Source organism: Escherichia sp. 93.0816, assembly GCF_013368855.2.
GTDB lineage: Bacteria > Pseudomonadota > Gammaproteobacteria > Enterobacterales > Enterobacteriaceae > Escherichia > Escherichia ruysiae.
In genome coordinates this window covers 79,654-94,091 of record NZ_JABWNC020000004.1, presented here as the reverse complement: position 1 = coordinate 94,091, position 14,438 = coordinate 79,654, and the positions used below count along the sequence as shown (strand labels likewise).

12 protein-coding genes are annotated in these 14,438 nt (G+C 50.0%); 3 read left to right on the top strand and 9 right to left on the bottom strand.

What is annotated here, in order from left to right; genetic code table 11:
- Positions 1 to 21 precede the first annotated feature (21 nt).
- From rsuA to HEM79_RS06690, 3 genes are all read left to right on the top strand, one after another.
- Complete coding sequence (rsuA, locus tag HEM79_RS06700) at positions 22 to 717, top strand: 16S rRNA pseudouridine(516) synthase RsuA (protein WP_001234832.1); 696 nt, start codon at positions 22 to 24, stop codon at positions 715 to 717.
- 27 nt (positions 718 to 744) lie between these two features.
- Positions 745 to 1,935: a multidrug efflux MFS transporter Bcr gene (gene bcr, locus HEM79_RS06695; protein ID WP_000213383.1), complete on the top strand. Its 1,191-nt coding sequence runs from the start codon at positions 745 to 747 to the stop codon at positions 1,933 to 1,935.
- A gap of 332 nt (positions 1,936 to 2,267) precedes the next feature.
- Positions 2,268 to 2,612 (top strand): YejG family protein, encoded by a 345-nt coding sequence (locus HEM79_RS06690; RefSeq protein ID WP_000202796.1) that lies wholly within the window; start codon positions 2,268 to 2,270, stop codon positions 2,610 to 2,612.
- A 3-nt stretch (positions 2,613 to 2,615) separates the two neighbouring features.
- On the opposite strand, the gene yejF is transcribed toward HEM79_RS06690, so the two are convergent.
- From yejF to HEM79_RS06645, 9 genes are all read right to left on the bottom strand, one after another.
- Positions 2,616 to 4,205 carry a microcin C ABC transporter ATP-binding protein YejF gene (gene yejF, locus HEM79_RS06685; RefSeq protein ID WP_176242238.1) on the bottom strand — a complete coding sequence of 530 codons (1,590 nt, stop codon included), beginning with the start codon at positions 4,203 to 4,205 and terminating at the stop codon, positions 2,616 to 2,618.
- A 1-nt stretch (position 4,206) separates the two neighbouring features.
- Complete coding sequence (locus HEM79_RS06680) at positions 4,207 to 5,232, bottom strand: ABC transporter permease (protein WP_000088924.1); 1,026 nt, start codon at positions 5,230 to 5,232, stop codon at positions 4,207 to 4,209.
- A complete protein-coding gene (locus HEM79_RS06675; protein WP_000501604.1) occupies positions 5,232 to 6,326 on the bottom strand; it encodes a microcin C ABC transporter permease YejB in 1,095 nt (364 codons plus the stop codon). Before HEM79_RS06675 ends, HEM79_RS06680 begins: the two co-directional genes overlap by 1 nt.
- Complete coding sequence (locus tag HEM79_RS06670) at positions 6,327 to 8,141, bottom strand: extracellular solute-binding protein (RefSeq protein ID WP_176242237.1); 1,815 nt, start codon at positions 8,139 to 8,141, stop codon at positions 6,327 to 6,329.
- Positions 8,142 to 8,222: 81 nt separating this feature from the next.
- Entirely contained in the window at positions 8,223 to 9,779 is a 1,557-nt protein-coding gene (locus HEM79_RS06665; RefSeq protein WP_000470614.1) for a cyclic di-GMP phosphodiesterase, read from the bottom strand.
- Between the two features lie 178 nt (positions 9,780 to 9,957).
- Positions 9,958 to 10,524, bottom strand: a complete 567-nt coding sequence (gene mepS, locus HEM79_RS06660) for a bifunctional murein DD-endopeptidase/murein LD-carboxypeptidase (RefSeq protein WP_000241011.1) — start codon at positions 10,522 to 10,524, stop codon at positions 9,958 to 9,960.
- 412 nt (positions 10,525 to 10,936) lie between these two features.
- Positions 10,937 to 11,650 carry a Kdo(2)-lipid A phosphotransferase gene (lpxT, locus tag HEM79_RS06655; RefSeq protein ID WP_105286763.1) on the bottom strand — a complete coding sequence of 238 codons (714 nt, stop codon included), beginning with the start codon at positions 11,648 to 11,650 and terminating at the stop codon, positions 10,937 to 10,939.
- A gap of 38 nt (positions 11,651 to 11,688) precedes the next feature.
- Positions 11,689 to 12,675, bottom strand: a complete 987-nt coding sequence (gene yeiR / locus HEM79_RS06650) for a zinc-binding GTPase YeiR (protein ID WP_021551069.1) — start codon at positions 12,673 to 12,675, stop codon at positions 11,689 to 11,691.
- Positions 12,676 to 12,792: 117 nt separating this feature from the next.
- Complete coding sequence (locus tag HEM79_RS06645; RefSeq protein ID WP_176242236.1) at positions 12,793 to 14,259, bottom strand: mannitol dehydrogenase family protein; 1,467 nt, start codon at positions 14,257 to 14,259, stop codon at positions 12,793 to 12,795.
- Between the last annotated feature and the right edge of the window lie 179 nt (positions 14,260 to 14,438).

Here is a 14,438-nt window from a genome sequence, read left to right as displayed (position 1 = left end):
TTTACAGGCAAAATCACACACATGCGACTTGATAAATTTATCGCACAGCAACTCGGCGTTAGCCGTGCTATTGCCGGGCGTGAAATCCGTGCCACTCGTGTCACCGTCGATGGCGAAATCGTCCGCAATGCAGCGTTTAAACTGCTCCCTGAACACAGTGTGGCTTACGATGGAAACCCGCTGGCACAGCAACACGGACCACGTTACTTCATGCTCAATAAGCCTCAGGGCTATGTTTGTTCTACTGACGATCCGGATCACCCAACGGTGCTCTATTTTCTGGATGAACCTGTGGCGTGGAAACTACATGCAGCAGGGCGGCTGGATATCGACACCACCGGTCTGGTGCTGATGACCGATGACGGTCAGTGGTCGCACCGCATTACTTCTCCACGTCATCATTGTGAGAAAACCTACCTGGTGACGCTGGAGTCCCCGGTGGCAGACGACACAGCAGAGCAGTTTGCTAAAGGCGTGCAGTTACATAACGAAAAAGATCTCACTAAGCCGGCGGTGCTGGAAGTGATTACCCCGACGCAGGTACGTCTGACCATCAGCGAAGGGCGTTATCATCAGGTGAAACGCATGTTCGCCGCCGTGGGTAACCACGTGGTTGAGCTGCATCGTGAACGTATTGGCGGCATTACGCTGGATGCTGATTTAGCACCCGGTGAATATCGTCCATTAACTGCAGAAGAAATCGCCAGCGTTAGTTAACACTTTCATTATATTCAGGAGCCCGTTGTGACCACCCGACAGCATTCGTCGTTTGCTATTGTTTTTATCCTTGGCCTGCTGGCCATGTTGATGCCGCTGTCGATTGATATGTATCTGCCCGCGCTGCCAGTGATTTCTGCGCAGTTTGGTGTGCCGGCGGGCAGTACGCAGATGACCCTGAGTACTTATATTCTGGGCTTTGCGTTGGGGCAGTTAATCTACGGGCCGATGGCGGATAGCTTCGGGCGTAAGCCGGTGGTTCTCGGCGGTACGCTGGTATTTGCTGCGGCGGCGGTGGCGTGTGCACTGGCGCAAACTATCGATCAGCTGATTGTGATGCGTTTCTTCCACGGGCTGGCGGCGGCTGCGGCCAGCGTGGTCATCAACGCCCTGATGCGCGACATCTACCCGAAAGAAGAGTTCTCGCGGATGATGTCGTTTGTCATGCTGGTAACGACCATCGCACCGCTGATGGCACCGATAGTTGGCGGTTGGGTGCTGGTGTGGCTGAGCTGGCATTACATCTTCTGGATCCTCGCCGTGGCGGCGATTCTGGCTTCGGCAATGATCTTCTTTCTGATCAAAGAAACCTTACCACCGGAGCGTCGCCAGCCTTTTCACATCCGTACCACTATTGGTAACTTCGCTGCGCTGTTCCGTCATAAGCGCGTCCTGAGTTATATGCTGGCCAGCGGTTTCAGCTTTGCCGGGATGTTCTCATTCTTAAGCGCCGGACCGTTTGTCTACATTGAAATTAACCACGTCGCGCCGGAAAACTTTGGTTATTACTTTGCGCTGAATATTGTTTTCTTGTTCGTGATGACCATCTTTAACAGTCGCTTTGTTCGCCGCATTGGCGCGCTGAATATGTTCCGATCGGGGCTGTGGATACAATTTATTATGGCGGCGTGGATGGTCATCAGTGCGCTGCTGGGACTAGGGTTCTGGTCGCTGGTGGTTGGGGTGGCGGCGTTTGTGGGTTGTGTGTCGATGGTGTCATCCAATGCGATGGCAGTGATTCTGGATGAGTTTCCGCATATGGCGGGAACGGCATCATCGCTGGCAGGAACCTTCCGCTTTGGTATTGGCGCCATTGTCGGTGCATTGCTCTCCCTTGCGACCTTTAACTCCGCATGGCCGATGATCTGGTCGATTGCGTTCTGTGCGACCTGCTCCATTCTCTTCTGTCTGTACGCCAGTCGGCCGAAAAAACGGTGATCTATTGCACAACGGGGAAGCTAAAAGGCTTCCTTTGTTGATGCATATCAACCGCAAATCTATCAGTCTCCCGTCATTTGTTTATTTTATGTAAAATCAATTTGTGTAAAAAGTCACATCATTGTAGTTAAAAAGGTTGAGTTAGATCGCAGAAACGGGTACATATAGCCCCGCAAACGTGACCGCGCCCGCAGATATTATTTAAATCAGAGCCATAGAGGCCACGCAGGCGAGGCATCAATCTTTACGATCTGTTTAAAGACGGGTTGTTGATGATGTGTTAAAATTGATGTAAACAAATTGTGAAGTAAATGTGCTTCCGGGGAAAATAAGTGACTTCATTACAACTCTCAATCGTCCATCGACTGCCGCAGAACTATCGCTGGTCTGCTGGTTTCGCAGGTTCGAAGGTTGAACCGATTCCGCAAAATGGGCCGTGCGGTGACAACAGCCTGGTGGCGCTTAAATTGCTTAGCCCGGATGGTGATAATGCATGGTCGGTGATGTACAAACTAAGTCAGGCGTTAAGTGACATCGAAGTTCCATGCTCGGTACTGGAGTGTGAAGGTGAGCCGTGCCTGTTTGTAAATCGCCATGATGAGTTTGCTGCGACATGCCGATTGAAAAATTTTGGTGTGGCAATTGCCGAGCCCTTCTCAAATTACAATCCTTTTTAAGCGTCAGCTTAACGCCAGTAGCTGACGCGTATACTCCTGCTGTGGTGCGGCAAATACGCGTGCGCACGGCCCTTGTTCCACCACTTCCCCCTGTCGCAGTACGATAACCTGATGACATAGCGCGCGGACGACGTGCAAATCGTGGCTGATAAACAAATAGGCCAGTTGATGCTTTTGTTGCAATGATTTCAATAGCGTCAATATTTGCGCCTGTACCGTTTTGTCGAGCGACGATGTTGGTTCATCAAGAATGATCAGTGAAGGCTTAAGAATCAACGCCCTGGCAATCGCTATGCGTTGTCGTTGCCCCCCGGAAAACTCTGCCGGATAACGGTGGCGCGTTTCAGGATCTAATCCCACTTCATGCATCACCGCTTTCACTTGTTCTTCGCGTTGTGCGGCAGAAAGCGTCGGCTGGTGAACCCGTAATCCCTCCTCAATAATCTGCAATACGTTGAGTCGTGGATTGAGCGAGGAGTTTGGATCCTGAAATACCACCTGAATGCGATGGCGAATCGGCAATAGCTGGCGGCGATTTAAATTTTGCAATGGCTGACCGTCAAAGACGATGCTGCCCTGAGAGTTAATCAGTCGCAGTAGCGCCAGTCCTGTCGTGCTTTTCCCGGAACCGGATTCGCCCACTAAACCCAGCGTTTCACCTGCCCGTAGCGTAAAACTGACACTTTTCACCACCACGTTATGATCGACAACGCGTTTTAAAATCCCCTTGCGAATGGGGAAGGCAACCTGAAGCTGTTCAACATCAAGCAACGTTGAGGCAGGCTCTGGCAACGGCACGGGGTCGCCTGACGGCTCGCTGTTGAGTAGCTTTTGCGTGTAAGGATGAGCAGGGGAGGCAAATAGCGCAGTGGCGTTATTTTGCTCCACGCAGCGACCGTTTTGCATCACTGCCACGCGATGAGCCAGTTTTCTGACAATGCTGAGGTTATGAGTAATAAACAGCATACCCATATTCAGTTCATGTTGCAGTTCGCGCAACAGTTGCAAAATCTGCGCTTGGACAGAGACGTCCAGTGCGGTAGTCGGTTCATCGGCAATTAATAATTCCGGGCGCGTTAATAGCGCCATCGCAATCATCACCCGCTGGCGTTCGCCGCCAGAGAGCTGATGCGGGTAATCTGTCAGTCGTTTTGCTGCGTGACGGATACCTACGCGATCAAGGCAATTTAATATCTCGCCACGTGCCGCTTCTCGTCGCATCCCGCGATGGAGTGAAAGCACTTCATAAAGCTGTTTTTCCAGGGTATGCAATGGATTTAATGACACCATTGGCTCCTGGAAGATCATGGCTATCTTATTACCCCGTACGCCGCGCAACGTTTGCTCGCTGGCATGAAGCAGCGATTCGCCATGAAAACGAATATCTCCAGCAAGATATTCTACCGGCGGGGAAGGGAGCAGACGTAAAATCGACAGTGCAGTAACGCTCTTGCCAGAACCTGACTCGCCTACCAGCGCCAGCGTTTCGCCAGCCTCAATCTGCAGTGAAACATCATTCACTACGGTACGAACAGTTTGCTGATGGCGAAAACCCACCGACAAGTTTTCAATCGCTAACAGAGTTTGCGTCATGCTACACCGCCTTATTAGGATCAAATGCGTCGCGGACTGCTTCACCAATAAAGATCAGCAAAGACAACAATATCGCCACCGACAAGAAGGCGGTGATCCCAAGCCACGGTGCCTGGAGGTTGTTTTTCCCTTGTAACAGCAGTTCGCCGAGCGACGGTGAACCGAGCGGCAGACCGAAGCCGAGGAAATCGAGCGAGGTCAGGGTAGTTATTGAACTGCATAAAATAAACGGTAAAAAGGTAAGGGTAGCGACCATGGCATTTGGCAACATATGACGCAGAATGATACTGCGATCGCTGACGCCAAGCGCCTGAGCTGCACGGATGTAGTCGAAATTGCGGGTACGTAAAAACTCTGCGCGCACCACGCCGACCAGACTCATCCAGCCAAACAAAACGGTAATTGCCAGCAGCCACCAGAAGTTAGGCTGTACGACGCTGGAAAGTAAAATAATCAAAAACAGCGTTGGCATTCCTGACCATACTTCAATGAAGCGTTGCCCCCAGAGATCGACTTTACCGCCGTAATAGCCTTGCAGCGCCCCCGCCAGCACCCCCATCACGCTGGAACAGAGTGTCAGCATCAAACCAAACAGAACCGAGATCCGCGTACCATACAGAATGCGCGCCAGCACATCGCCGCCGTTGGCATCGGTTCCCAGCCAGTTCTGGCGGGAGGGTGGGGAAGGGAAGGGCTTATCGGTGGAAAAGTTGATACTGGTAGCACCAAAGCGAATCGGTGCCCACAGTACCCAGCCGTTATTTTCCAGCCGTTGCTTCAGCCACGGGTCCTGATAATCTGCCTGGCTTGCCAGCGGGCCGCCAAAATCGCTTTCACTGTAGTTTTTCAGCAACGGGAAATACCAGCTGCCGTCATAACGCACCAGCAACGGTTTATCGTTGGCGATCAGTTCAGAACACAAACTCAAACCAAATAAGACGAGGAAAATCCATAACGACCAGTAGCCGCGACGGTTATGACGAAAACGCGCCCAACGGGCCTGATTGACGGGGCTGAGTCGCGACATTAGCGTCCCTCAAAATCAATACGCGGATCGACCAGCGTATAGCTGATATCACTGACGATATTCAGCAGCAGGCCAATCAGGGTGAAAATATACAGCGTGCCAAACATCACCGGATAATCGCGCGAGACGGTCGCTTCGTAGCCCAGTAAGCCGAGACCATTGAGCGAAAACATCACTTCAATCAACAGCGAACCGGTGAAAAACATGCTGATAAACGTCGCCGGAAAACCGGCAATCACCAGCAGCATGGCGTTACGGAATACATGTTTCCAGAGAATATTTTTCTCACTGACCCCTTTCGCACGCGCGGTCACCACGTATTGCTTGCGCACTTCATCAAGGAATGAGTTTTTGGTCAGCATCGTGAGTGCCGCAAAGCCGCCAATCACCGTCGCCAGCACGGGTAACGTGATATGCCACAGATAATCGGTGATTTTCTGATACCACGGCAGCGAATCAAAATTAGCGGAAACCAGGCCGCGCAGAGGGAACAGGTCGAAATAGCTGCCCCCTGCGAAGAAGACAATCAGCAAGATGGCAAATAAAAAGGCCGGAATGGCGTAACCGATGATGATAAATGCGCTACTCCAGACGTCAAAGCGGCTACCGTTATAAACGGCTTTGCGAATGCCTAACGGAATCGACACCAGATAGATAATCAGCGTGCTCCATAATCCGAGGGTGATGGAAACCGGCAGACTGTCTTTAATCAGCGTCAGCACCGAGGCGCTGCGAAACAGGCTGTCGCCAAAATCAAAGCGGATGTAATCCCAGAGCATTTTGAAGTAACGTTCATGGATCGGCTTATCGAAACCGTAGCGATGAGTGATCTCGGCGATCACTTCGGGATCTAATCCGCGTCCGCCACGGTAATTACTGTCGCTGATATTGCCGACGCCCGTTTGCGCATGGCTGGCACGAACACCTTCGCCGCCTGCGCCGGGTAATACTCCGGCATTACCAAACTCAATGGCGGCGATAGCCTGATCGACCGGACCGCCAGGCGCAATTTGCACGATGAAAAAGTTGATGGTGATAATCGCCCATAACGTTGGGATCACCAGCAACAGACGGCGAATCAGATAAGCGCCCATCTACTCTCCCTGTTGTCTGGCTGACGGCAGTTTGCCCGCTTTATTGACGTCATACCACCAGGTATCGATACCGAGGCTGTAAATGGGGCGCACTACTGGGTGAGAGAATTTATCCCACCAGGCAAGACGGTCTTCCGCCATGTACCACATTGGCAGCATGTAATAATTCCACGTTAATACGCGATCCAGTGCGCGCCCCAACGGCAGTAATTTTTCTTTATTTCCCTGTGCGGCAATAATCTGGTTGATCAGCGAGTCGATAACCGGACTTTGCACACCGGGGGCATTATAAGTGGAGTTGATATATTCCGATGACCAGGAAATCTGTAAATCGGAACTGGGCCACGGCATTGCTCGCCACACGCGCGGCATCATGTCATAGTCGCGACTGCGCATTCGGTTGGTGATTTGCGAGTTATCCACCTTGCGAATGTCCATATTGATGCCCAGCCGTTGCAGGCTGTGCTGGAACGGTAATACCCACTGACTATTGCTGCTCGAAGGTAACAATAACTCAAAGCTGAGCGGCTGACCCGTTGTGGTATTTACGCGTTGCTGACCCTTCAGCACCCAGCCTGCTTCGTTGAGAAGTTTGTCGGCTTTTAACAGGTTGTCACGATCGTAGCCATCGCCTTTGGATACAGGCGGCTGGTAGATTTGCGTGAAGACTTCTGGCGGTAATTCTTTTTTCATTGGCGCCAGAAGCACCAGTTCCGCTGCATCGGGGTAATTTCTGGCCGCGTATTCGGTATTCTGAAAATAACTGTTAGTGCGACTCCAGGCATTGTAAAACAACGCCTTGTTCATCCATTCAAAGTCAAAGGCGAGAGTGATGGCTTCTCGGACCCGGCGATCGCTGAATACCGGACGCTGAATGTTAAACGCCAGCCAGCGCGTATCCTGTGCTGATTCGTTCTTTTGCTCGTCTTTAATAATGTATTTTTTGTCGAAATTTTTACCGGTATAGCGCGTGGCCCAGTTTTTGGCGTCGTTCTCCATACGCAAATCAAAAGCACCGGCTTTAAATGCTTCAAAGGCGACATTATCATCGAGGTAATAATCGTAGCGAATGGTGTCGAAATTCCAGCGCCCACGGTTTACCGGTAAGTTTGCCGCCCAGTAATCTTTCACGCGGGAATAGACAATATTCTGCCCCATTTTCCAGGACGTAATTCGGTACGGACCACTGGCAAGCGGAGGCGTGGCGAGCGGGTCGCTAAGTTTGTGATCTTTCCAGTACTTTTCTGGAAACACCGGCAGCGAAAATAGACTCAGCATATCTTCTTTACCGGGTTTGGCTAATTCAATGCGCACGGTTAAAGGCGCAATGGCTTTAACGGTAGTGCCTTTATAAACCAGACGAAATTGCGGTACGCCTTCGGTCATGAATTTTTGAAAAGTGAACTCAACATCGCGGGCAGTAATAGGCGAACCATCATGAAAACGGGCGCGCGGATTAATTGCGACCTCCACCCAGGAATAATCGTCAGCATAGCGCGCGCTTTCGGCAATCAGCGGGTAATAACTGCCTGGCTCGTCATCGGAGGTGGTAAATAGCGTGTCGTACAACTGCTCGGTACGTGCGCCAGGGTTACCGCGCAGTGCATAGCGGTTGAAATTATCGAAGGTTCCAATGGAGGATAACGTTATTTGCCCACCTTTTGGCGCGGCGGGGTTCACATAATCAAAATGGTTGAAATTAAACGCGTACCGGGGTTCTCCCAGCACCGCAAAGGCATAGCTTTCCTTGATAGCCTGCGCCTGCACACCAAAGGTGAACAGAGCGATAAACAGCAGCAGTATGCGCACAATCATCTGCAACGGATTTCCTTTTACTCATCATTAGCCGCAATCCGGCATACTTTCACTATGAATAATAAGGGACGCACGCACACCTTACCACTGTGGCGTATGAGGTTTCTCCAGCCAGCGGATAAAATCATCCAGCGGCAGGGGGCGGCTAATCCAGTAACCTTGCAGGAAATTAACGCCACGTTCGCGCAGCCAGCGCGCCTGTTCCGGTGTTTCGACCCCTTCAGCAACTGTCAGCATATTGAGGCGTTTCGCCAGTGTCAGCACCGCGTCAAGTACCGGTGAGGTGACCGTTTCCGTACCTATGGCGTTGATAAAGCCACGGTCAATTTTCAGATAATCGAGCGTAAAACGCTCAAGATAGATAAGCGCACTGTGTCCGGTGCCGAAGTCATCAATGGCAATTTCTACGCCGACAGAATGCAGCCATGCGAAAAGCTGTGATGCTTCATGCTCTTTCAGCATATCGCGTTCGGTAATTTCCAGTACAATCTGGAAATGGTGCGCAGGCAGGGAGGCAATCAGCCGGTGTATATCGGCTTTAAAGCTCTCGCTGTGCAGATGATCCGGCGCGATGTTAATGCCAAATTTCACGCCCACCGGGAGTACGTTTTCTAATTTTGCGGCATCACGCGCAATCAGCTCAAACAGATGCTGGGTGAGAGGCACAATCATCTTTTGCGATTCGGCATAGTGAATGAAGGCATCCGGGGGAATTTCACCCACTACCGGGTGACGCCAGCGTAGCAGTACTTCCAGGCCGGTTACCCGCAGCGTTTGTGCATCAACCACCGGTTGATACACCACGTAAAATTGCTCACGTTTGATGGCCATCATAATTTCTCTGCCTGGGCGCATACGCACGCTCATCAGGTAATAGCAGAGCAGGCCAACGACAGTTCCACTCATGCCTCCGAGTAAAAACGCGTACCACACATCGTTCCATGTCCAGTCATCAGCATAAAGCCGAACGGTCAGCGGAAGGCCTGCAATTTTGGTTTCGCGTACAGGCGTGCCGGTTAACTCACGGACGTTCATCAAATGCGACGTAAAGGTCGATAGCGCAGTATCACCAATAATGAGTGCGATACCGTTGAAATCTTGCTGGTGATAGCTATAGAAAATATAAGGCGTCAGGTTCAGATTCAATGCCGCAAAAACGCCGCTATTTTTTAATAAAGGGTTACGATACCAGATGACGATCGTTGGTTTATTGGGCACCATCGGTGTGCCTGGCAATATTGCCATATCAATATCTTTGCCGATATTTAGTGCCGGAATCAGTTCACTGAGTGGGATGTCCATCTCACCAGTCGCAGATGAGCAGAAGCTTTTTTTATCCTTTACCAGCACAAACGTTCGCACATTCATGCTAAATGCTGCGCGTGCAGTCAGCTCCGGATTTGCTTGCTGGCAGGTATCTAAGGTAAGCGGCTGGAGCCTGTCAGTGGTGGATTTCAGGTCGGCAAAATAGGTATTGAGATATTTTTGTACGTCGCTAATCAAGGTGTCGTATTTGACTTCGTGTTTATGCCAGGCCACTAAAAACTGAAGACAGCTGACCAGTATCGCAATCATCACGCCCGCAATAATGCAGGTGAGCAGGATCTTACGTCCAGAAGAGGGAGCTCGTATGAACATGGTTCCGATAATATCCTGAAAATACGACAACACTAAAAGGAAAGAATGACGGGACTATAGCCTGGTTCAAGATGTGGAAACATCATTTTCTCGGATGAGAAAAACCAAAAAGCACTGCCTAAGCAGTGCTTTCCGTTAACTCGTCAGGATAGCCAAGGGATTGCATCCAAACGATTTATTAGCTACGGCTGAGAACCCGACGTGCTTCGTTGTAACGCTTCTTCCAGTATGGCTCATTCATGCTGGAAATAATTACACCACTGCTGGTGGATGCGTGAACAAACTGATTATTACCGATATAAATACCGACATGGCGTCCGGTTGAACCCGCGCGGAACAGGACTAAGTCGCCTGTACGCAAATTACTGCGGGAAACTGATTTCCCCATTTCCTGCTGTTCATACGTTGAACGCGGAAGTTCTAAGCCAAATTGTTCACGGAATGTACGTTGTACAAAACCAGAACAATCGATACCTTTTTTGGTGCTGCCGCCCAGACGATAACGAACGCCTTTCCAGTCAGCATACTGATCCATAATTCGCGATTTCACGTCGACATTACGAACCAGGTTTTCAAATTCATCCTGAGAAGCTTGCAGTGATGATGTTTCACTACCCACTGCACGTGTCTCAGGATGCATATTCTTTGCGGTGTTGTTTGCACTACATGCAGAAAGCAGAACCGCTACTGCAATCGCGGGAATGCCGCGCAAGATATATCTCAAAATCGGTTGAGATTTGACCATGTTGTTTGTTTTCCCTTGAAGTCCTTAACGATAAATATCGTTATAAAAAAATGCCAAGCGACACGAGACTAATTACCTGGGCATGTTGAAACAATTCCTTAAGGCCAAATCTGTGGACTAACGCACAAAATTATATGCTGTGAGGATAATTTAACGCCGAGGCAAAACGAGTTCGAGATTACCCGATTGGCGCGGTCTTGGCGAGCGGTTTTACATGATTTTTTATAAGAAAAAGTGATACAGAAAGTTAATAAGTGGGATTGGTCAATTAAAGAACGATTGTGCGAAAAACATGCAATTCATTCATTTAATTAAAGAATGAGCATTGTGTTCGATGAATGAAAGCAATGGTGCGTATCATCAGGATTATCCTCACTATAAAAATAAACCTGATGATGTTAATTACTGTGAGTTATTTGTTTTGGAAATGTTTACTTTTTCCCGGTAGTGATTTGTCAAAAAAGGTGATTAATCGATCACTTAATGGCGTCAACAGCACCCAGGGTAAACCGATCAATATCACGGTCATGGAGCCGACAATGATATCGGTAAACCAGTGTGCGCCAATCATTACTCTGGGAAATGCAAAAACCACAAAAATAATAATGCCGATAAGACCTGCGACTTTTCCGAAATAACGCCACATAAAGGCGGAAAAAATAAGTAGCATCATGCCGTGATCGCCGGGAAAGCTATCTCGTGATGCATCTTTCGTGGGTACAGGTAGCAGTTCGCTGACGCGGTTAATATCTGTAAAGGTTAATGTCGGACTGGCCCGTTTGACAGGAATTAATGCCTGGCCCAACTGGTTTAATACCACTGCGGTTAACAGCATGACCAGACCAATAATTACGATACGCCGTCTTCCGGAGGCGTTTTCTTTCAGCCAGAAACTCAGCATCAGCATTCCCATTGCCAGCAGTGAACAACCGTCGAATGCACGATTATTGGTCAATGCAACCAGCCATAAAAAGGCCTTACTTTCGACCAGTTTATGATTAAAAAAATAAAAAATATCCGCATCAATCGGTAACCAGAATCCATGATTAACGGGTATGTACCAGGAAAGAAACAGCACGAGGCCGACAACGTTCAACAACACTATTTGCGGCAAATTTTTAATCATATTTTCTCTAATTATCTTACTGAAAAACGCAGGCAACCTTACGCGCTGGTCGCTAAACGAAGCTTCAACAGCGCGCTTTGTAAGGCGTTCCAGTCAGTTTCGCCGCTGGAGATCAGCTCAATACGGCTATCCGGCGGTGCAACGTTTTGCGTTTCAATGTGCAGGTCATCGCCCTGACGGTTGATTCGCACCAGCCCTTCTGGAATGCGCATTACGCCTTTTACGCGTTCCACCGGTGCAAGTCGTGCCCATTCCAGAATGCCAATGGTGTCGAACACCGTGTCGGCGTCAAAAATCCAGCCGCAGGCCTGATGTCCTTGTCCGCTGTTCAGACTGCGACGCCAGCGTTGATGTTCTGGCAGACTTAAAGCCGCTAACCCTTTTTTCACAGTATGCTGATGTGAATGGGCGGCGCTGGCAGGCAACTCGGTTAAATTGCGACGGGGTAAATCCAGAAGATGACCTTCAATTTGCCCATGTTCGCAGTGAATTAATTGCCGATCGCCACCATTTTGTTGCCACCAGCGTTGCAACGCTTGCTCGCTTTCGGGCGTCGCGCGGTCGGATTTATTGGCGACAATGATGTCTGCGGCAGCCAACTGGTCACGGAAGTTTTCATTTTTGACGCTTTTTTCGTCCAGCAGCAGGCGTGGGTCGAGAATACACAACGTGGCGCGCAAGTCGATCCAGGGTTCATAGACTGGTGCGGTTAATAGATCGAGGATCTGTTTCGGATGGCCCAGCCCGGTTGGCTCTATCAACAAGCGGTCTGGTTTTCCCTGGCGCAGCAAAGTATTCAACCCTACCTGCATGGGTAAACCATTAACGCAGCACATGCAGCCGCCGGGGATCTCTTTCAGCAATGCGCCGCTATCGGCGAGCAAAGCGCCATCAATTCCGACTTCCCCAAATTCATTAACCAGTACCGCCCATTTTTCGTTTGGATCTTTATGGGCTAGCAGATGAAGAATCGACGTGGTTTTCCCGCTGCCGAGAAAACCGGTGATGAGGTTGGTCCTGGTCACAGCGGCTCCGCAATACTCTGATAAGTTAACTGTGCGTTAATCCTGGCTAAAAAAGGCAGAAAAGAGAAGGGGAGAGCGGACGAAGGCGGGCTTCATCCGCTTTAACCGCAGAAATCGTTAAATTTTGAGGGTATTTAATAGTGCCTGATGCGCTCCAAACTGCGCGATTTGTTGCCAGGCTTGTTCGATAGCCTGCACAAAATGCGGGTTATTTGGCAGGTCATCACCGAAAACTTCACGCAGAGAAAGCAGGGCGATTACGCGTTGTTCACTGCTGCTGTTCGCAACCAGGTCGCGAATTTTATCGCTAAGTGGATCGCGAACATCAATAGCATTTCCGGCATCATCAACACCGCTCACATACCGCATCCAGCCTGCAACGCCTAATGCCAACAATGACCAGTCTGTTCCGCGCGCCAGATGTATGCGAATGCCTGCCAGCATACGCTGCGGTAATTTCTGGCTACCATCCATCGCGATTTGCCAGGTCTTATGTTTCAGCGACGGGTTAGCAAAACGTGCAATTAACTTATCCGCATATTGTGTTAAATCGACATCTTTGATCCGCAGCGTTGGCGCCTGCTCACCCAGCATTAACGTTCTGGCGGCACGGCGAAATGCGCGATCCTGCATACAATCACTGATGTGGGCGAATCCTGCGAGATAACCCAGATAAGCGAGAAAAGAGTGACTACCATTAAGCATACGCAGTTTCATCTCCTCCCACGGCAGGACATCAGTCACCATTTGTACACCTGCGACTTCCCAGGCAGGGCGACCCGTGACGAAGTTATCTTCCACCACCCATTGGATAAACGGCTCACAGCTAATCGCACAGGGATCATTCACGCCCAGATGTTGGCTAATTTCCTCCAGTGATTCGTCGGTTGCTGCCGGGACAATGCGGTCTACCATGGTTCCCGGAAAGCTGACGTGATCTTTTATCCATTCCGCAAGTTCTGGCGAACGTTTTTCCGCCATCCCCAGCACCGCGTTTTTCACCACATGGCCATTATCGGGAATGTTGTCGCAGGAGAGCACGGTAAACGGTGCAAGGCCGCGTTCACGGCGACGTTTCAGTGCTTCGACGAGAATGCCTGGCGCGGAGTGAGGTTCTTCAGGGTTTTGTAGATCGTGAATAATCCGCGAATTGCTGGTGTCGAGTGCACCAGTCGCCGGGTCAATGCAATAGCCTTTTTCGGTAATCGTCAGGGAAACAATTGCCACCTGCGGCTCGCAAAACTTCTCAATAATTGCCGCTAATGAATCCAGTTTTGCATTCAGGCACTCGCGAACGGCTCCAATAATAATCGCCTGGTTACCGTCTGCGCCTTTCTCTAACACGGTGTATAAATGATCCTGCGCGCGAAGCTGGCTCATCAGCTGATCACCGCTGAATAAGCTGATTTCACAAATTCCCCAGTCACCACCCAACGCACCCAGCACACGATCGGTTAATAGCGCCTGATGCGCACGGTGGAAGGCTCCAAAGCCGAAATGAACGATACGGGATTTCAATTGTTGTCGATCGTAGCGGGGCGAGAGTACATGCTGCGGGAGCGTAACGGAGGCGATTGTATTCATAGGGGTCACGTCTTAGTAACGATTAATTAACAACAACAGTGTAAAGTTATATGACAGCAATTGAAATTGGTCTGGATTGTTAATGCAATGAAGTGTGAGGGCGATCAATGAACTGGTGAATATTGCGGGAGAACGATGTTCAGGAAGCGCAAAATAGAAGATTGGTATAATAAATTAAA